At 35.6% G+C, this 18,960-nt stretch carries 17 protein-coding genes and 1 riboswitch; of the genes, 11 read left to right on the top strand and 6 right to left on the bottom strand.

The window, feature by feature from the left end:
- Positions 1–50: 50 nt before the first annotated feature.
- Both adhE and DFR57_RS05900 read right to left on the bottom strand, forming a co-directional pair.
- Complete coding sequence (adhE, locus tag DFR57_RS05905; RefSeq protein ID WP_114352218.1) at positions 51–2,657, bottom strand: bifunctional acetaldehyde-CoA/alcohol dehydrogenase; 2,607 nt, start codon at positions 2,655–2,657, stop codon at positions 51–53.
- A 52-nt stretch (positions 2,658–2,709) separates the two neighbouring features.
- On the bottom strand, positions 2,710–2,949 hold the full coding sequence (locus tag DFR57_RS05900) for a hypothetical protein (RefSeq protein WP_114352217.1): 240 nt from the start codon (positions 2,947–2,949) through the stop codon (positions 2,710–2,712).
- A gap of 180 nt (positions 2,950–3,129) precedes the next feature.
- Here DFR57_RS05900 and ytzI point away from each other — a divergent pair, with 180 nt between their 5' ends.
- Entirely contained in the window at positions 3,130–3,291 is a 162-nt protein-coding gene (gene ytzI / locus DFR57_RS05895) for a YtzI protein (protein ID WP_114352216.1), read from the top strand.
- Between the two features lie 46 nt (positions 3,292–3,337).
- On the opposite strand, the gene DFR57_RS05890 is transcribed toward ytzI, so the two are convergent.
- Positions 3,338–4,500, bottom strand: a protein-coding gene (locus DFR57_RS05890; RefSeq protein WP_114352215.1) for an IS3 family transposase whose coding sequence is annotated in 2 segments (ribosomal slippage) — positions 3,338–4,218 and positions 4,218–4,500 — 1,164 coding nt in all. Because the reading frame shifts where the segments join, the coding sequence is not laid out codon by codon here.
- Between the two features lie 121 nt (positions 4,501–4,621).
- Positions 4,622–5,788, bottom strand: a complete 1,167-nt coding sequence (locus tag DFR57_RS05885; RefSeq protein WP_114352214.1) for an iron-containing alcohol dehydrogenase — start codon at positions 5,786–5,788, stop codon at positions 4,622–4,624.
- Between the two features lie 412 nt (positions 5,789–6,200).
- Here DFR57_RS05885 and pflB point away from each other — a divergent pair, with 412 nt between their 5' ends.
- The 3 genes from pflB to DFR57_RS05870 all read left to right on the top strand — a co-directional run bounded on the left by pflB (position 6,201) and on the right by DFR57_RS05870 (position 9,848).
- Positions 6,201–8,459 carry a formate C-acetyltransferase gene (gene pflB, locus DFR57_RS05880; RefSeq protein WP_114352213.1) on the top strand — a complete coding sequence of 753 codons (2,259 nt, stop codon included), beginning with the start codon at positions 6,201–6,203 and terminating at the stop codon, positions 8,457–8,459.
- A gap of 56 nt (positions 8,460–8,515) precedes the next feature.
- Positions 8,516–9,256 (top strand): pyruvate formate-lyase-activating protein, encoded by a 741-nt coding sequence (gene pflA, locus DFR57_RS05875; protein ID WP_114352212.1) that lies wholly within the window; start codon positions 8,516–8,518, stop codon positions 9,254–9,256.
- 172 nt (positions 9,257–9,428) lie between these two features.
- Entirely contained in the window at positions 9,429–9,848 is a 420-nt protein-coding gene (locus DFR57_RS05870; protein WP_114352211.1) for an organic hydroperoxide resistance protein, read from the top strand.
- Positions 9,849–10,031: 183 nt separating this feature from the next.
- On the opposite strand, the gene DFR57_RS05865 is transcribed toward DFR57_RS05870, so the two are convergent.
- A complete protein-coding gene (locus DFR57_RS05865) occupies positions 10,032–11,309 on the bottom strand; it encodes an MFS transporter (protein ID WP_114352210.1) in 1,278 nt (425 codons plus the stop codon).
- Positions 11,310–11,606: 297 nt separating this feature from the next.
- Positions 11,607–12,971 carry a radical SAM/SPASM domain-containing protein gene (locus DFR57_RS05860; protein ID WP_114352209.1) on the bottom strand — a complete coding sequence of 455 codons (1,365 nt, stop codon included), beginning with the start codon at positions 12,969–12,971 and terminating at the stop codon, positions 11,607–11,609.
- Between the two features lie 715 nt (positions 12,972–13,686).
- On the opposite strand from DFR57_RS05860, the gene lepB reads away from it, so the two are divergent.
- From lepB to thiD (DFR57_RS05825), 7 genes are all read left to right on the top strand, one after another.
- Entirely contained in the window at positions 13,687–14,235 is a 549-nt protein-coding gene (lepB, locus tag DFR57_RS05855; protein ID WP_114352208.1) for a signal peptidase I, read from the top strand.
- Positions 14,236–14,262: 27 nt separating this feature from the next.
- Positions 14,263–14,371, top strand: a riboswitch (TPP riboswitch).
- Between the two features lie 211 nt (positions 14,372–14,582).
- Positions 14,583–15,404: a bifunctional hydroxymethylpyrimidine kinase/phosphomethylpyrimidine kinase gene (thiD, locus tag DFR57_RS05850; RefSeq protein ID WP_114352207.1), complete on the top strand. Its 822-nt coding sequence runs from the start codon at positions 14,583–14,585 to the stop codon at positions 15,402–15,404.
- A 2-nt stretch (positions 15,405–15,406) separates the two neighbouring features.
- Positions 15,407–16,213 carry a hydroxyethylthiazole kinase gene (thiM, locus tag DFR57_RS05845; protein ID WP_114352206.1) on the top strand — a complete coding sequence of 269 codons (807 nt, stop codon included), beginning with the start codon at positions 15,407–15,409 and terminating at the stop codon, positions 16,211–16,213.
- Positions 16,203–16,853, top strand: coding sequence for a thiamine phosphate synthase (gene thiE / locus DFR57_RS05840; RefSeq protein ID WP_114352205.1), 651 nt, complete (start codon positions 16,203–16,205; stop codon positions 16,851–16,853). The genes thiM and thiE overlap by 11 nt, the downstream gene beginning before the upstream one ends.
- Before the next feature lie 68 nt (positions 16,854–16,921).
- Positions 16,922–17,443, top strand: a complete 522-nt coding sequence (locus tag DFR57_RS05835) for a type 1 glutamine amidotransferase domain-containing protein (protein ID WP_114352204.1) — start codon at positions 16,922–16,924, stop codon at positions 17,441–17,443.
- 31 nt (positions 17,444–17,474) lie between these two features.
- Positions 17,475–17,951 carry a DUF456 domain-containing protein gene (locus DFR57_RS05830; protein WP_114352203.1) on the top strand — a complete coding sequence of 159 codons (477 nt, stop codon included), beginning with the start codon at positions 17,475–17,477 and terminating at the stop codon, positions 17,949–17,951.
- 21 nt (positions 17,952–17,972) lie between these two features.
- On the top strand, positions 17,973–18,770 hold the full coding sequence (thiD, locus tag DFR57_RS05825) for a bifunctional hydroxymethylpyrimidine kinase/phosphomethylpyrimidine kinase (protein WP_114352202.1): 798 nt from the start codon (positions 17,973–17,975) through the stop codon (positions 18,768–18,770).
- Positions 18,771–18,960 lie beyond the last annotated feature (190 nt).

The following is an 18,960-nucleotide window of genomic DNA, read 5'->3' as shown; positions in this document are numbered from 1 at the left end:
ATTTATTGCAAAAGGGCTTCTCGATAAGGGGAGATATAATTTAAAGGAGCTTATACTCCTTTAAAAGCTTGGCGATACACTTCAGCTAACTCTGTAACTAAAGGAAGCTTCGGATTTGCTGGTGTACATTGGTCTTCAAATGCGCGATCAGCTAAACGATCCACTTCTCTTTCGAAATCTTCTTTCTTCACACCATTTGCTTCAATACTCATCGGTATGTTTAGCTCACGTGCTAGTTTAATAATTGCTTGAACTAAGCTTTCTACGCCTTCTTCGGTTGTACGAGCTGGCAAGCCAAGTACTTTAGCGATTTCTGCGTAGCGTTGATCAGCAATGAAAGATTCGTATTTAGGAAATGCAGCAAACTTTTTAGGTTTGGTAGCATTGTATCTAATAACATGTGGCATTAGGATTGCGTTTGAACGACCATGAGCAATATGGAATTCTGCTCCTAATTTGTGCGCTAGACTGTGATTAATTCCTAAAAATGCATTAGCAAAAGCCATACCTGCTATTGTAGAAGCGTTATGCATTTTTTCACGGGCCTTTTCGTTACTACCATCTTTATAAGCAAGTGGTAAATATTCAAACACAAGTTGAATTGCTTTCATCGCAAGTCCATCTGTATAATCATTTGCCATGTTAGAAACATAAGCTTCGATAGCGTGTGTTAAAACGTCCATTCCAGTATCTGCAGTAACTGCTGGTGGAACTGTCATTACAAATTGTGGATCAATGATAGCCACGTCTGGTGTTAATGCATAATCTGCTAAAGGATACTTAATGTTATTTTCTTTATCGGTAATAACAGAGAATGATGTTACTTCAGATCCTGTACCAGATGTTGTTGGAATTGCAACAAATTGCGCTTTAGTGCCTAAATCAGGATATTTGTAAACACGTTTTCTAATATCTAGGAATTTTTGTTTTATTCCATTAAAATCAGTTTCAGGATTTTCATAGAATAACCACATTCCTTTCGCGGCATCCATTGCAGATCCCCCGCCAAGAGAAATAATAACGTCTGGTTGGAACTTTCTCATTTCTTCAGCCCCGCGCATTACTGTTTCTTTAGATGGGTCTGGTTCTACCTCAGAGAAAATTTCACAGTGAACATAGTCTGCACGCTTGCGAAGATAGTATAATACCTTATCTACATAACCTAATTTCACCATCATTGGGTCAGTTACGATAAATGCCTTAGAGATTTTTGGCATTTTAGCAAGATATTGAACAGAATTTTTCTCGAAATAAATTTTTGGTGGAACCTTAAACCATTGCATATTGACATTCCTCTTCGCCATTTTTTTAACATTGATTAAATGCACCGCGCCTACGTTAGTAGAAACAGAGTTGCCACCATATGAACCACAACCTAGTGTTAGAGAAGGGAGGTAGGCGTTATAAATATCACCAATTGCACCTTGAGAAGAAGGAGCATTTACGATTAATCTACCTGCTTTCATCCTGCGACCAAATTGATCAATTACTTTTTGGTCTTCAGAGTGAATTACAGCAGAGTGACCTAGGCCACCAAATTCAAGCATTTCCTCAGCGCGAGTCAAGCCTTCTTCTGCATTGTTTACTTTATAACAAGCTAGCACAGGGCTTAATTTTTCGCGAGAAAGTGGATGATCAGGACCGACTCCGGTTAGTTCAGCAACAAGAATTTTTGTATCTTCAGGGACTTTCACGCCTGCCATTTCTGCGATTTTTACTGGTTTCATCCCAACAATGGAAGGATTAACTGCACAAGTGTTTTCATTGATAACCAGTTTTTCTACTTTAGCTTTTTCTTCTTTATTTAAGAAGTAACAGCTATTGTCGATCATTTCTTGTTTTACGGTGTCGTAAATTTCTTTATCGATAATAACAGCTTGTTCAGATGCACAAATCATGCCATTATCAAATGTTTTAGATAAAATTAAGTCATTTACAGAACGTTTAAGATTAGCAGTTTTTTCGATATAACATGGTACGTTTCCTGGTCCAACACCTAAAGCAGGTTTTCCTGAGCTATAAGCTGATTTCACCATGCCTGCGCCACCAGTTGCTAAAATAAGAGCTACTCCGTCATGCTTCATTAACGTTTGTGTTGCTTCTAAAGAAGGAACGGCAACAAATTGTATACAATGTTCAGGTGCTCCAGCCTTTACTGCTGCATTATATAACACAGTTGCTGCAGTTGAACTACTTTTTTGTGCTGAAGGATGGAAAGCAAATATAATTGGATTTCCTGTTTTTATAGAAATAATTGCTTTAAACATTGTTGTAGATGTTGGATTAGTTACAGGAGTTACTCCGGCAATAACACCAATTGGTTCAGCAATTTCTACTACATTATCGTGTGGATTTTCATTAATAACACCGATTGTTTTATCATATTTAACATTATGATAAATGTATTCTGTTGAAAAAATATTCTTAATTATTTTATCCTCGTAAACACCTCTACCAGTTTCCTCAACAGCTAATTTTGCTAATTGCATATGTTGATCTAATCCAGCTAACGCCATTTCTTTTACAATAGCATCTACTTGTTCTTGATCTAATTTTTTCATTTCTTTTAAAGCAGTTTGGGCATTTGATACTAATTGATCAATTGCTTCTTGAACAGATGGTTGTTTTTCTTCCTTTTTATTCATTTTAGTAACCATTTTATTACCTCCTATTATTTTGTGAAATATTGAGCATAACTTAATAAAAAAATTAAACTTTCAAAACAATATCTTGTGGATTTCGGGGGATCTTGACAAAGGAAATATCTTGGTACATACGAGCGTTTGATTTTAACTGTATGACAAAGTGCTTTGTCCAAATCCATTTTGGGATAGTTGAGTTAGCCTCATACATCATTGCCTCGAATTCATCACCGACCTCTTTCTCAAAGATTGCTTGTGTGTACACGTCTGTGTCTGATTGAAAGTTTTTCCATTGATAAAAGATCATTTTTTTCACCCCTTCTTGTTATCTAATTAGAGAATAACATCTGATAGCGCTTGCAAAATATGTAAATTGTGACGTAATTGTGAAACATTTCACATACTATTTAATTTGAACGTGTTATACTTGAAAGCGAAGCTTATATAGGAAGTTAGCGAGGGAATAAAAAGTATAAGGAGTATGGGTATGTGGGTTGTAATTGTTGTTTGTATTATGATTGTTGTTGCAGTATTAGGTTTGTCCATTATGACTTTAAATAAAGGTTATGCATATAAGCAAACCGTTGATCCGTTACCAGAAGAAGAACATGAGGATACCTATAATAGAGAAGAACAGAAAGAAAGCTAGCGGATAAATTTGAACTGACCTAGTAATATGAGACAAGAAAAAGCACTTATGCTGCCTTTGCCCTGAATTGAACAGGGGAAAGGCAGTTTAATTTTGAAAAGGGTCGTATATAGTTGTAATAATACATGTAAGATTCCACTTTTTCTAGTACAATAGAGTTTGTAAGACGCGCCTTCTGGTGTGTGTAGAATTCTTCCGACTTTATGGTGGAGTGGAAGGATTCAATGACGGCATTATCAAAGCAATTGCCTTTGCGGGACATGCTTGTGATAATGCCTTTTTCTTCAGCTAACTCTTGAAAAGCATACGATGTGTATTGCGATCCCTGGTCACTGTGAAGAATCAGTCCCTTAGTTTCCCGCCCATTACATGCTTCTTTCAATGTTTCTAATACGAGCTCTACCTCTTGGGTATTGCCTACTCGATAAGCAATAATCTCGTTATTGTACAGGTCCATAATTGACGATAAATACATCATAGAATCCCCAAAAGGCAAATAGGTAATATCAGTGACCCACTTTTGGTTTGGTCGGTCTGCTTTAAAATTCTGTTCAAGTAAATTAGGAACGATACACTTACTCTCGCCAGCAATTTTCGATTTTCTCTTTGGCTTGACTCGACATTGGATATTATACTTTTGCATAATTCTTTGAACTGTATTTCGATTAACAAGAATACTGCAGTCCTCTTTTAGTATTTTCTTAACCATACGATGACCAACACGGTATTTTAGCGATTTACATATATCAATGATTTGTTGTTCTAGCTCTGTTGGTTCCCAAGATTTTTGAATCCAACGATAGTAGGTAGCTCTAGGCAATCCTAAGCACTCACATATCAACGTTACTGTGTACTGGTTCTTCAATGACTCTACAAGTTTAATAACTATTTCTGGTTCCAACTCCTTTCGATTTCCTGGTACTTTTTTAAAATTTCATTTTTAATTTCTAAGTACTCAATTTTTCTTTTTAATTGATCAACTTCACTAAACTCCTCTGGTCCCTTACCAAACGAATACTGTTTACCAATAGGTTGAGCAAGACGATGTTCCTCTCCATTCCTAAACCACTTCATCCAAGTCTTAATTTGAGATGTATTACGTATTCCAAACTTCTCCATGATTTGTCGATTAGTGTATTCTCCTGATAACTTCATCTCAATTACAATTCTTTTCACTTCTTCCGAGTAAACATTTTTCTTTTCTCCCATGAGAAAAGCACCTCCAATAATAGTCGTTTAATATATATACGACTCACGGGGTGCTTTTTCCTTTGTCTCATTTAATTAGGTCTCTTCAATTTTCCGCTAGCTTTCTTTCTGTTTATTTAAATTAAAGGCTTTTTTTATAAATGTTAATCGCGTCTTCTTTGGTGAGAGATTTAAAATTACCAAAGGATGAAGAGGCGGCTACTGTTTTTTGAGCCATTTCTTCAACGCCATCTTCTTTAATGTCGTAATCAGATAGTCGAGACGGTGCATCTAAACTATTCCAAAATGCACGTAAACGCTGGATACCTTCCAATCCAATTTCTTTATCAGATTTGTTTGTAGGATCCACATCAAATACACGTGTAGCTAGTTGTTTAAAACGGATTACATTTGCATCGATAGCATATTCCATCCAATTAGGGAAAAGAATAGCTAATCCTCCGCCGTGCGGAATATCATATACAGCTGATACGGCATGCTCGAGGTTATGTGTTGCCCAGTCTCCGTGATAGCCCATGCTTACCATACCATTTAATGCCATGGTGCCATTATATAATATAGTAGCCCGGTGATCATAGTTTTCTAAATCATCTAAAAGAAGGGGAGCAGTTTCAATGACTGTTTTTAAGATACCTTCTACCATGCGGTCCTGTAACAATGTATTTGTTTCATGATGGAAATAATGTTCTAGAGCATGTGACATGATATCAACGATGCCGTAGACGGTTTGGTCTCTTGGAACTGTAAATGTATTCTCTGGATCTAAGATTGAAAAAACTGGAAAAGAGAAGGGGCTCCCCCAACCATGTTTTTCTTTTGTTTCCCAATTTGTAATAACAGAACCTGGATTCATCTCAGAGCCAGTAGCAGCTAGCGTAAGCACAGTCCCAAATGGCAATGCGCCCTGCGCTTCACTTTTTTTAGTTATAATATCCCAAATGTCACTGTCTGAATTTGCTCCAACTGCAATCGCTTTGGTGCAATCGATCGTACTCCCTCCACCAACAGCAAGAATAAAGTCAATATTCTCCTTTTGGCAAATATCCACGCCTTTTCGTGCTGTAGATAATCTTGGATTCGGTTCGACACCGTTTAATTCAAACACTTCCATATTTAAATCATTTAATATTTCTAGTGTGGAATCATAAAGTCCATTTCTTTTTATGCTCCCACCACCATAGACGAGTAATATTTTAGAACCGTATCGGGGTAACTCTTCACGTAGTTGCGTTAATTGCCCTTTTCCAAAATATAATTTAGTAGGATTATGAAAATTAAAGTTTTGCATTAAATACCCTCCATCATACTGTCGTGTTAGTTATATTTCTATTCTAATATGGCAAGAAATAATCTTCATGTAAAGAGATTGGCTCGCTTTCACTAGTAGTTTTTCCTTTCTTTAAATTAATTATTCTGTTCTATCTGTTATATAAAAGGGAGACTTTCAAAATGAAACAGATTGATACAGCCTATAATATAATGAAAATATGAAAGTAAATAGTTTTATACAAATCATTATAATACCAAGCTTTTCTTAGAACGAAAACACTTACATTCTAAATTTGAACAAATTAAGACAATTTACTAATACAGCTAATAAATGTGTACTAATTCACATGACAAAACGATAAAAAGGAGTTATAATCGAATTAAGACATAAATGTTAATTGTTGAACAAACAAAAAATGGGAGGCATACAAATGAAAACTGTTGAAGAAGTAATGCGCTCAAATCCTTGGGATGGCTTTGTTGAAGGTAGATGGCAAAAAGAAATCGACGTCCGTGACTTTATATTAAAAAACTATACGCTTTATGAAGGTGACGAGTCCTTTTTAGCAGGACCGACTTCAGACACTTTATCTTTATGGGATAAAGTAATGGAGCTAACAACGCAAGAAAGAGAAAATGGTGGCGTATATGATTTAGATACGAAGATTGTATCTACTATCGTATCACATGATGCAGGTTATCTTGAGAAAGGTAAGGAAAAAGTTGTTGGTGTACAAACTGACGCACCTTTCAAACGTTCGCTTCAGCCTTTTGGCGGTATTCGAATGGCAGTAGCTGCAGCAGAATCTTATGGTTATGAATTAGATGAAGAAGTTGTAAAAACATTTACAGAATTTCGTAAGACACACAACCAAGGTGTTTTTGATGGCTATACACCTGAAATGCTATTAGCTCGTAAAGCAGGTATTGTTACCGGTCTTCCTGATGCTTATGGTCGTGGACGAATTATCGGTGATTATCGTAGAGTGGCATTATACGGTGTAGATCGTTTAATAGAAGAGAAAAAAGAACAAAAGAGTTTAATCGGTGGAAACGGAATTATGCTAGAGGATGTAATTCGTGACCGTGAAGAAACTTCAGAACAAATCAGAGCGTTAATGGAATTAAAAGAATTAGGTAAAATCTATGGCTTTGATATTTCAAAACCTGCAAAAACAGCACAAGAAGCTTTTCAATGGTTATACTTTGCTTATCTAGGTGCAATTAAAGAACAAAATGGTGCAGCAATGAGTCTAGGTCGTGTATCAACTTTCCTAGATGTCTATATTGAAAGAGATATACAATCAGGAGTAATGACAGAAGAGGAAGCACAAGAATTAGTAGACCATTTTGTTATGAAATTACGTTTAGTTAAATTTGCAAGAACTCCTGATTATAATGAATTATTTAGTGGAGATCCAACGTGGGTAACAGAATCATTAGCTGGTATGGCGCAAGATGGTCGTCCATTAGTATCGAAGAGTTCTTATCGTTTCTTGCACACTTTAGATAACTTAGGTCCAGCGCCAGAGCCAAACTTAACTGTACTTTGGTCAACTAAATTACCTGAAAACTATAAAAAATATTGTGCAAAAATGTCTATTAAATCAAGCTCGATTCAATATGAAAATGATGATATCATGTGTGATAAATATGGTGATGATTATGGAATCGCTTGTTGTGTGTCTGCGATGACAATTGGTAAGCAAATGCAGTTCTTTGGCGCTCGTGCTAACCTTGCAAAAGCATTATTATATGCGATAAACGGTGGCGTTGATGAAAAATTAAAAATGCAAGTAGCTCCAAATTATGCACCAATCACATCAGAGTATTTAGACTATGAAGAAGTAATGCAAAAATATGATAAAATGCTTGATTGGTTATCAGGTCTATATGTGAATGCTTTAAATGTTATTCACTATATGCATGATAAGTACAGCTACGAACGTTTAGAAATGGCGCTTCACGATCGTGAAGTATTACGTACAATGGCATGCGGTATTGCAGGACTTTCCGTAGTAGCTGATTCATTAAGTGCCATTAAATATGCAAAAGTACGTGTTATCCGTGACGAGAATGGTTTAGCTGTAGATTATGAAACAGAAGGCGACTTCCCTAAATACGGTAACAACGATGATCGTGTAGATGAAATTGCAACAGATCTAACGAAAAGATTCATGCAAAAAATTGCACAGCATCATACGTATCGTAATTCTAAACCAACACAATCTATCCTTACAATTACTTCAAACGTAGTGTATGGTAAGAAGACAGGGAATACACCTGACGGAAGAAAAGCTGGCGAACCATTTGCGCCAGGAGCAAACCCGCTTCATGGTAGAGATAAAAATGGATCATTAGCATCGCTAAGTTCAGTTGCAAAATTACCTTATGAGTATGCTCAAGATGGTATTTCTAACACATTCTCTATCGTACCTAAAGCATTAGGTAAAGATGAAAACTCTAGAATAGCAAACCTAGCTGGAATGTTAGATGGATATGCAATTAAGAAAGGTCACCACTTAAACGTAAACGTATTTGATCGTGAAACTTTATTAGATGCAATGGACCATCCAGAAGAGTATCCACAGTTAACAATTCGTGTATCGGGTTACGCAGTTAACTTTGTGAAATTAACAAGAGAACAACAAATTGATGTTATAAACCGTACGTTCCATGAGAGTTTATAAGTAACTTCTAAGGGGGTTCTCTCCCTCCTTAGAAAATTAATAGGAGGGTGAGAACAATGAACGGAAGAATACATTCAGTCGAAACGTGTGGAACTGTAGATGGACCTGGCCTAAGATATGTTTTGTTTACACAAGGATGTTTGTTGAGGTGTCAATTTTGCCACAACCCTGATACTTGGAAAATTAAACAGGGAAACGAAATGTCGGTTGAAGATATCGTTAAAGATATTAAAACGTACCTTCCCTTCTTCCAATCCACTGGTGGAGGCGTAACGGTTAGTGGTGGGGAACCATTATTACAAGTAGAGTTTTTAATAGAATTATTTAAGGAACTAAAAAAGATTGGCGTGCATACAACCATTGATACTTCAGGTGGATGCTTTAGTAGATCACCGCGTTTTATGGAAAAATTAAATGAGCTATTAAAGTATACAGATCTAGTGCTTCTTGATTTAAAACATATTGACGCTGAAGGGCATAAAGAATTGACTGGGATGACAAATACCCATATCCTCGATCTTGCGAATTATTTATCTGAACAAAATGTGCGCGTATGGATTCGTCATGTGTTAGTACCGGGAATAAGTGATAAGGATGAATATCTATATCGCCTTTCCGATTTTATCGCAACTTTAAATAACGTAGATAAAATAGAGATATTGCCATATCACAAACTTGGCATCTACAAATGGGAAAGTCTGGGACTTGAATATAAATTGCAAGGCGTGGAACCTCCAAGTGAGGAAAGAGTGAAAAATGCAGAAGATATTTTAAATAGAGTAAAAGTTTTAGGATAACAAAAAAGCGCTGAATGATAGTGAATTCAGCGCTTTTTTACGTATTCAATTATAAAATCGCACATAAAAACTAGGATTTATGTTTAATATAGGTAGGAAAAGGTATAGTACAAGTAGAATACTTAGTTACAGCCTAAAAATAAAAAGGCTGAAATATAAAGGAGTGGATAGAGTGAGTAACGTTTTATTTACATCAAAAGCAACAGCAAAAGGTGGAAGAGATGGTCAAGTTAAGTCAAGTGATGGCTTAATTGATTTAAATCTAGTAAACCCTGCAGGTGACGGCTCAGGAACAGGCTCAAACCCAGAACAATTATTTGCAGCAGGTTATTCTGCTTGTTTTGATGGTGCATTAAATTTAATGGCGTCTAAGCAAAAGAAAGATATTGACTCTACCATTACTGCGGAAGTTAGTTTGATAAAAGATGAAGCAGACGGTGGGTTTAAAATTGGTGTTGTTTTAAACGTAGAAATTAAAGGTGTATCGCAAGAAGAAGCAGAAAATCTAACAAAACAAGCACACGATTTCTGCCCTTATTCTAAAGCGACACGCGGTAACATAGATGTGGAATTAAATACGAAAGCTGTATAATATTTAAGTCACCTTATGGATAAATAAAAGAACTAAGTAATAAGAATAGGATCACACATCTTAGATACGTCTAATTTGTGTGATCCTATTTTATTTTCTTTAGCGGAAAAGGTTGAAAAAGAAGTCTTAAAAGAAACAAAAGCTAATTAAAAGACTTACTACAAGGGACTAGATACTGGGACCTTATGAGAGTTCTTCTTTTGGAAGTTTGGTCCATCTTTTTTTTGATGATACGTGTATTAGACTAACAATAAATAATGCTAATCCACTTAGTCCTATGACGATCCCGATTCCTAAAATAATATAGGGTACTTCTATCCATCCGAGTAACCACGTAACTAGGGCTATTCCAAGTGGTTGCCCTCCTCTGATTATAGTTTGGATGATTCCGAAAACCTTTCCCATCGACTGTTTATCGGTGTTTTTCATAATAATTGTAGTGAAATTAATACTGTTTATCGCTAAAAAAATACCAGCTAAGAAAAATAGAATTAAATCAATAGAGAAATTTGGAAAGAAGGACACCAATATAAAGGAAACTCCAAAGAATGCAGTTGATAAAGATACTAAATATTCAACAGGGAACTGTTTGATGATTTTGAAGTTTACGAACCATCCCCCGAATAGGGAGCCAATTAAAATAGAGCTTAATAATATTCCAAAGCCTTGAGACCCTACTTGAATAATTTCATGTGTCCAAACAGTTATTATCATTTCAAGGGACACAGAAAACATATTGATTATAAAAGCAACAATTAGTAAAATGCTTAAAAAGCTATTTTTAAAAGTTATTTTTAACCCATCTATCAAAGTATTACTGAAGGCTTTTAAAAACATTTTTCTATGAGCTGTTCCATTATTATTGTCATTATTATTATTATAAACAGTATTTTCTGTTCTTAAAAACACTAAAAGTAGAGCGGATATTAAGAAAGTAATTGCATTGATTAATATAACAAGAGTGAAACCAAAAAAGGCAATGAAAACCCCGCCTAAGGAGAATCCAATAATAGCAGTAATATTCGATGTAATAGTTAAGTAAGAATTAGCTTTTAAATATTCTTCCTCGGAAGTTATATTAGGAATTATCGATTGAGAAGATATATTAAACATTTGCCCAGCGCTTTCTATAATAAAGATAATTATTGTTATCATTATAAAGGATGATAGAGTAGCTTGATTTAGAATCAATATCAAACACAATATAAACCTAATAACATCTGTATTAATTAATATTTTCCTTTTTGATTTATTGTCTATGATAATACCAAATAGAAAACCTAGGAATGGCGGTATGATAATGACAAAGGAAATGATGCCTAACCATGTATTAGAGCCTTGTTCAGAATCTATAGCTAACCACAAAATTGCGGGAAGAAAAAGGTAATCACCAATTTGAGATATAAATCTACTAAATAATAATAATGAAAAATTTCTATTTATCAATAATTTTTCATACATATTAAAGCCCTCCAAATTAGGTAAAGAATGCCGTTAAACGGCATTCTTTAGTTTTTCAACATCCAGCACCACAAAAAACGTTTTTAACAACGTTAGTTTTCAGTCCTGGGATTTCAGTAGTAACCACCCATTCCATTATAGTCACCTCCTTATAAAATTGTTTAAGTAAAATCTAGATGAAGAAGTCAAATTTATTGAAACACCTTATAAGGTGAAACAAAAAGGTTCGAGGGAGTATATTTTCATGTGGGTAGATAAATAGTTTTTGGTGTAGGATAGTATTTCTGGTATAGTCAATCAATTATTATACATTGTATGTTGTTTCCACATAATTTTTAGTGTGTTTTTTATGTGTTCTTTTTCCTTTGGGCATGGCCTTTTGCCAGATTCAATTCTAACTAATGGGCAAGAATCGCCATGACATGAAGGTCTAAAAAAACAATTTTTGCAAATGTTATCTTCAGAAGAGCCACTGATTACCCAGAGTGCAAGCTTATCAAAATCCAAGTCTAATATGCCATCTGGTTGAAGTTTACCAATCTTGTTAAAATCACTCTCTAGTGCAACTGTGCATTTATACACAGTGCCATCTGCACCTATTGTAAATGAATTTGGTTTTGAAGCGTAACATACTGAGCCTAAAGGGGAGAGGGATTCTTGTAATAAAGCAACTGGTAAGTTATTATTAATCGCCATCATATCAGCATCTAACATCATCCTCCCTGCTTCTCTCCCTTCGCATACTTCTAAGTTAGCGTCATTTGGGCCACCCCATTTACCTACGGGTCGAAAAAAAACATTAAATCTATTATCATTAGAAAACAGTTTGTTTAAATAAAGAATATAACCATTTATATCAGTATTTTGGGTGAAGTTACATCTTATATTAATTTTAAAATTCAAATTTGTGTTTTTCAGTTGAATTAAATTATTGATTATGACGTTGAAAGTACCTTCACCGCCTTTTAATCGCCTAGCCATATCGTGATCTTTTTCAAGACCGTCTAAAGTGATATTGTGTATGTTTATACCTCTTTTAAGAAGTTGTTTACATAGGTTAGGTGTTAAATGATAACCATTAGTTGTGGTATTAGCGTTGAAAGTTATATTGTGTTTTTTTATCTCGTCCATTATACTATCAGTTATTTCATAAATTACTTCTGGTTCAGACAATGGCTCGCCACCAAACCAACTAATCGTAAGATGGTTAAGTTTACTAATACGAGATTTAATTAAGGTTATTACTCCTTTTATAACTGATTCTTCCATTTTCCCCCTTGGGAAATTTTCGTAACAGTATACACAACGAAAATTACATTCTTCAGAAGGCATTAGAATTAGGTGGAGATAATCTGATCTATCAAGAGTCTGTCGTAATAATTCGGCTCTATTATTTTCATCTACTCCTTTTTTTACTAACATCCCTCCCGATATTAGATCATTTACAATGCCTTTAGGTTTACCAAAATATCCTTCCTTAAGTATTTTTTTAACATTCATCTCTTCCTCTTTTGGAATACCGCCAAACGCCCCTGTATAACTATTATAAAGTAAGAGGGTTCCGTCATCTCCTTTACTAAAAACATTAAATTTTGAAAAACTCCACTCATCATCTGAGATATTAAAGCCACTTCTTCTTGTATTAAGTTTTCTCTCAACCATAGAGACTAGCTCCTCTCATAATTTTTTGTTAAGTAGAAAAGAGTGAATTTGATACCAATTTAGTTTACAATTCTAACATAGCAAAGAAGACAAGCGTTTTTTGTAGAAATTTGTTGGTAAAATATGACATTTTATTGAACTTTTTTCTAATTCCAAAACTTTAATGTTAAAACTATAAGGTTTGAACTAAAACGGTATCCATATTCAATTGCCGAGATGAAGATAAATGGCTTTGTAAGACCAATGCAAAAGTGACTTTATTTCTTTGAACACTATAAAGAGTAATAAATACTAAACTAAACAAACTTGATAATAAAAAGAAAAAAATAAATTATAAAAGTTAAAAAAGTTGAACAAGAGCCAAATGCTATTTGAAAATAAATATGTGTTAATTAAGAATTTAAAAGGGAATAGTGATGATTTATTGTTTTATTTTTTGAGAGTAGTGGTGTTCTTGCTTCCTTCTTGCAATATGAAAGTTAAAGCTAATTAATATATGTTCTAATCTCGGTTGATTTTCAGGCTTTTTCTATGTAATAAAAATGTAATGAGATCGACTCTTCCTGGTAGACAAGGCTATTACTTTCATCTCCTAAAAATTATCCAATTTTATTTTTAATATTACGCTTTTTCACCTCATATCTATGATATAATAGGTAAAAATTAGTTTATTCATTTAAAAATCCTACATAGTGGAATAGAAAGGGAACTTTGCATGAACAATAAATTCGTCCAAGAGGCGATTTCGTGGCTTAAAGCGTTATTAATTGCTTTAGTAATCGTTTTGGTTTGTAGACATTTTTTGATTACACCCTCAATCGTAAAGGGCGAATCAATGATGCCTAATTTAGAAGATGGGGATCGTATCATTTTAAGTAAAATAAGTAAAATTGAACGATTCGATGAAATTGCGTTTCAAGCCCCTGATTCTGAAGATAACTATGTTAAACGTGTAATAGGATTACCTGGGGATACTATTGAAATGCGTGATGATCAGCTGTTAGTTAATGGTAAACCTGTTAAAGAGCCTTACTTGGAAGACATAAAAAGTATTCTTCCGTCTGGAGATCCCTTGACGAATAATTTTACGCTGATGGAAATTACCGGTGAAGAAGTGGTGCCAGAAGACAAGCTGTTTGTTTTAGGAGACAATAGACGAGTCAGTAAGGATAGTCGATCATTTGGTTTTATTGATGAAGAAGAGGTAATTGGAGACGTAAAAATGCGTATATGGCCACTCGATTCCATAGGAATATTGCCTTAATCATATAACAATCATAATTAAATAGTTTAATTCCGCTAGGGGCGCTATAAAAGTAGCTGAGATAAGAATGAGATTTCTTGGTCCCTTTGAACCTGAACTGGTTAAAACCAGCGTAGGAAAGTGGAGAATGGTACTGTTTATAATGGAATATCTATATATAAACAAAAAGCCACTCCGCTTCTAGGGGTGGCTTTTTGTTTGGATTTATTTCAAATCTTAGCTAGTGAATTTATGTTGGATAAAAACCGCATGATAATGAACAAATTTATAATGTATCAAAAAATGATAATTAGAAACGACGCTCTAATAAGAGTGAATAAGGCTTAAAAGATGGAGGGAATAACAAAATGAATCAAGTAAAAACAGCGTTAACGATCGCAGGAACAGATCCAAGTGGTGGTGCAGGAATACAAGCAGATTTGAAAACTTTCCAGGAACGCGAAGTTTATGGGATGAGTGTCATCACCTCAGTTGTGGCACAGAATACGACAGGGGTAGAGGCGATAGAACATCTGCCCATTGACTTTATTGAGAAGCAATTACATTCGATATTTAGTGACATTTATCCGGATGCATTGAAGTCTGGTATGATTGCTACGATTGAGATGATGGAGCTATTAGCTGACACATTAAAGGATAAAAGAATTCCTTTTGTAATAGATCCTGTAATGGTTGCGAAAAGTGGAGATACTTTAATGGAAGAAAAATCTAGACGCGTGATTAGGGAGTCATTGGTTCCTCTTGCGACGGTTGTTACACCTAATATCCCTGAAACTGAAATACTGGTGGATTTCAAAGTAGAAAGCTATGAATCTATGAAAAAAGCTGCAAAGGTCATTGTTCACGAGTTAGGGTCAAAAGCGGTAGTTATTAAAGGTGGGCATCTAAATGGTGCGGCTACTGATGTTTTATATGACGGGAAAGAATTTTTTGATTTTACTGCTGAAAGAACAAATACCAAACATACCCACGGGACGGGATGCACCTTTTCAGCTGCGATCACAGCTGAATTAGCAAAAGGAAAAACGATGGAAGAAGCTGTTGGCATTTCAAAACAGTTTATCACAGATGCGATTCAGTATTCATTAGAGCTCGGTAAAGGGAATGGGCCTACCAATCATTGGGGATATCGATTAAAAGGTGTACCAAGTTATGAGAAAGGAGAATAATTATGAAGGAATTAGAGATTAATATAGAAGAAATGAGACAAAAACAACCATTGATCCACAACATTACGAATCAAGTTGTTATGAATTTTACTGCCAATGGCTTATATGCGATGGGGGCGGCACCTGTGATGGCACACGCAAAAGAAGAAGTGGCAGACATGGCTCAAATTGCAGACGCGGTAGTTTTAAATATTGGCACATTAACGAAAGAGCAAGTAGAAGCGATGATTATCGCAGGTAAGAGTGCCAACGAAAAAGGCGTACCAGTTGTACTAGATCCTGTTGGAGTAGGTGCAACAAAGTTTAGAACAGACTCAGCTAGACAGATTATAAAGGAAGTAGATGTTTCACTTATTCGTGGAAATGCTGGTGAAATTGCTAGCTTAGCAGATATAGAAGTGAAGGTTCGTGGGGTAGAAGGAAATGCTGCGTTAACTCCGTATGCCATTGCAAAAGAGGCGTTCGGAAAATTAAACATACCTCTAGCTATTACTGGAGAAGAAGATGTTGTAATAGACAAACATAACCTTTATCGTTTAAGAAATGGTAACCCAATTCTTGCTAAGGTAACGGGAACAGGATGTCTATTAACAGCAATTATTGCTAGCTTTTTAACCGTCCAAAAAAATCCGATAAAAGCGGCAGTTGGAGCTATCTCGAGCTATAATATTGCAGCGGAAATGGCATTTACTAAATCGCAGTTACCTGGTGGATTTCAAGTAGCATTTTTGGATGCTTTATACGAAATTAATGAAAAGAAAATAAGAGATGGCATGATTGTGGAGTGTGAGGATAATAATGGTAACTAAAATAACCCCTGCTGACTTGCGTGTATATTTTATTATGGGGAGCCAAAACACGCGTGAAGATCCGCTTGTGACAATTGAACGTGCTTTAGCTGGTGGTGTGACTTTTTTTCAACTCAGGGAAAAGGGGAAAGGTGCGAAAATTGGAGAAGAGAAAGAAGAGTTTGTAAGAAAAATTAAAGCATTGTGTAAGTCATATCAGGTCCCATTCGTTATAAATGATGATGTGGAATTAGCAATTAAAATTGGAGCCGATGGTGTTCATGTCGGACAAGAAGATGAATCGATTGAATCGATTAAAAAAAGATGTCCGAAAGATTTTATTATTGGTGTTTCTTCCACCAACCTATCGGAAGCAGAAGAAGCAAATCGTGCAGGAGCTGACTATATTGGAGTCGGACCAATTTATCCGACCTCGACAAAAGCAGATGCTAAAATGCCAATCGGGGAAGAAGGGCTAACAGAAATAAAAGATGCTGTAGGGGAATTGCCAGTTGTGGCGATTGGTGGAATTAAACTTCAGCATGTTATTCGTCTTCGAAAAGCTGGAGCGGATGGTGTTTCATTTATATCTGCCATTTGTAATGCAGAAAATCCTGAGCTGATGGCTAAGGTTATGTCTTTGCATGCCTCGATCTATTAGTAATGCAAATATTCGTAAAAGGAATAGGATGTTTGATAAACTAAGAATAACAATAGGAGGGATGCAAGATGAAATTAGAAGGTAAAAAAGTAATTGCACTAGTTGAAGAAGATTTTGAAGACTTAGAATTGTGGTATCCTATCTTGCGCTTAAGGGAAGAAGGAGCGCAAGTAGACTTAGTAGGACAAGAAAAAGGGAAAAAGTATATTGGGAAATATGGTGTTCCAGCAGAAACATCGCATGACTTTGATGATATTAATGCAGACAGTTATGATGCGATCTTAGTTCCTGGAGGATGGGCACCTGATAAACTTCGTCGCTACAAAGAAGTGTTAACGATGGTCAGAGAAATCGACGAGAAGAAAAAGCCAATCGGACAAATTTGTCATGCCGGATGGGTGCTTATTTCTGCCGGAATTTTAAGAGGCAAAAAAGTAACCAGCACGCCTGGGATTAAAGATGATATGACAAACGCTGGAGCGCTTTGGGCGGATGAAGCGGCTGTTGTTGATGGACATATCATTTCAAGCAGAAGACCACCAGATTTACCAGCTTACATGCAAAAATTTATCGAAGTTTTAGCTAGGTAACTAGTATCTTTTAACGAAATGGAGTAAGAATATGGACATACTTTGGTGGATATTGATTATTGCCTGTTTCGTACTTAGCTTTGCCGGAATTATCTTTCCGATTATTCCATCTGTTCTTGTATTATGGGTTGGTTTCTTCTTATACCAATTTTTAATCGCAGCAGAGAATATCGGTTGGGTTTTTTGGATAGCTATGGTCATTTTTACTGGCATTTTGATTTTTGCGGATATCATTGCAAATAGCTATTTTGTGAAAAGATATGGTGGAAGTAAATGGGGAGAAAGAATTGCTGCGGTCGGTGTAATCGTAGGCTCTTTTATTATCCCGCCTTTTGGCATTATACTGGTACCTTTTGTAGCGGTAATGGTTACTGAGCTCATTCAAAAAAGAACAGCGAATGAAGCGATGCGAGCAGCACTTGGTTCTTTGATCGGATTTTTAAGTGGTTCCTTTGCTAAGGTTGTCATTCAACTTGTAATGATTATTTGGTTTTTTATTGCGATATAACTCGTGAAGGTGGTTTTAATCGTGAAGCGTGTGTTGACGATAGGTGGTTCAGCTGCGCAAGGCAGTGCAGGAATCCAAGCAGATCTTAAAACATTTGAAGAAAGAAATGTATATGGCATGTCTGTTATTACAGCAACGGTGGCCAATAATAGCCGAACAGAAAAAGGCATTTTCATTCGGTCGACTGAAGAGATTGAAGCGCAATTCTATGCGGTACAAGAAATGGTTGGCTATGATGCATGTAAAACAGGGATGCTATTTTCAAAGGAAATTATTCAAGTGACAGTTAAAATGCTTAAAGAATTTCCACCACCATCGTTAATTGTAGATCCAGTAATGATTGGGAAAATGGGGTCGCAACTGCTTAGTGATGCAGCGATCATTACATTAAAAAAGGAATTAATTCCGATCGCGGACCTTATTACACCGAATCGCTTAGAAGCTTCAAGGTTAATAAATCGAAAAATAGAAGCTACTATTTCTGATCTAAAGCAAGCGGCTGTTGAATTGTTTGAGCTTGGGCCTCGTGCTGTGTTAGTGAAGGGTGGCGTCATTGACAAAGAAGCAGTCGATGTTCTATATGATGGAAAGGGTTTTGAAGTTTTCAAAACACACGCCATTGACACGATTCATACAAGTGGGGCAGGATGCAGTTACGCCGCTTCCATTACAGCTGAAGTAGCTAAAGGCTATGATTTAGTAGAAGGTATTTCCAAAAGCAAGCAGTTTGTACAAAAAGCGATAGAGGAACACCTTGATTTTGATAGAGGTGTGGGATCTGTCCGCCACTCTAGCTTTCGTGCGCAGAACAGAAAATAAGCGATTGCCAGTAGCAATCGCCATAAAGAGAAAATAAGATTGACAATCATTTCATGAGGTAAATAAGCATAAGATAGGTAGCACCCCTACTGCCTATCTTTTTTATCGTTCATTAATGTTAACTTACCTAACACGAAATGTTATATTTAATATCATAATATAAAATTAGGGAAATAGCAAGAAAATTTCT

This window comes from Saliterribacillus persicus (assembly GCF_003337485.1).
GTDB classification, from domain to species: domain Bacteria; phylum Bacillota; class Bacilli; order Bacillales; family Amphibacillaceae; genus Saliterribacillus; species Saliterribacillus persicus.
Note: the sequence above shows the minus strand (reverse complement) of the source record. Positions and strands in the feature narration are given on the sequence as shown.

Excerpts from the sequence above, each read along its gene's own strand:
- adhE (WP_114352218.1), bottom strand. The coding sequence starts at position 2,657 with ATGGTTACTAAAATGAATAAAAAGGAAGAAAAACAACCATCTGTTCAA.
- DFR57_RS05900 (WP_114352217.1), bottom strand. The coding sequence starts at position 2,949 with ATGATCTTTTATCAATGGAAAAACTTTCAATCAGACACAGACGTGTAC.
- ytzI (WP_114352216.1), top strand. The coding sequence starts at position 3,130 with ATGTGGGTTGTAATTGTTGTTTGTATTATGATTGTTGTTGCAGTATTA.
- DFR57_RS05885 (WP_114352214.1), bottom strand. The coding sequence starts at position 5,788 with ATGCAAAACTTTAATTTTCATAATCCTACTAAATTATATTTTGGAAAA.
- pflB (WP_114352213.1), top strand. The coding sequence starts at position 6,201 with ATGAAAACTGTTGAAGAAGTAATGCGCTCAAATCCTTGGGATGGCTTT.
- pflA (WP_114352212.1), top strand. The coding sequence starts at position 8,516 with ATGAACGGAAGAATACATTCAGTCGAAACGTGTGGAACTGTAGATGGA.
- DFR57_RS05865 (WP_114352210.1), bottom strand. The coding sequence starts at position 11,309 with ATGTATGAAAAATTATTGATAAATAGAAATTTTTCATTATTATTATTT.
- DFR57_RS05860 (WP_114352209.1), bottom strand. The coding sequence starts at position 12,971 with ATGGTTGAGAGAAAACTTAATACAAGAAGAAGTGGCTTTAATATCTCA.
- lepB (WP_114352208.1), top strand. The coding sequence starts at position 13,687 with ATGAACAATAAATTCGTCCAAGAGGCGATTTCGTGGCTTAAAGCGTTA.
- thiD (WP_114352207.1), top strand. The coding sequence starts at position 14,583 with ATGAATCAAGTAAAAACAGCGTTAACGATCGCAGGAACAGATCCAAGT.
- thiM (WP_114352206.1), top strand. The coding sequence starts at position 15,407 with ATGAAGGAATTAGAGATTAATATAGAAGAAATGAGACAAAAACAACCA.
- thiE (WP_114352205.1), top strand. The coding sequence starts at position 16,203 with ATGGTAACTAAAATAACCCCTGCTGACTTGCGTGTATATTTTATTATG.
- DFR57_RS05835 (WP_114352204.1), top strand. The coding sequence starts at position 16,922 with ATGAAATTAGAAGGTAAAAAAGTAATTGCACTAGTTGAAGAAGATTTT.
- DFR57_RS05830 (WP_114352203.1), top strand. The coding sequence starts at position 17,475 with ATGGACATACTTTGGTGGATATTGATTATTGCCTGTTTCGTACTTAGC.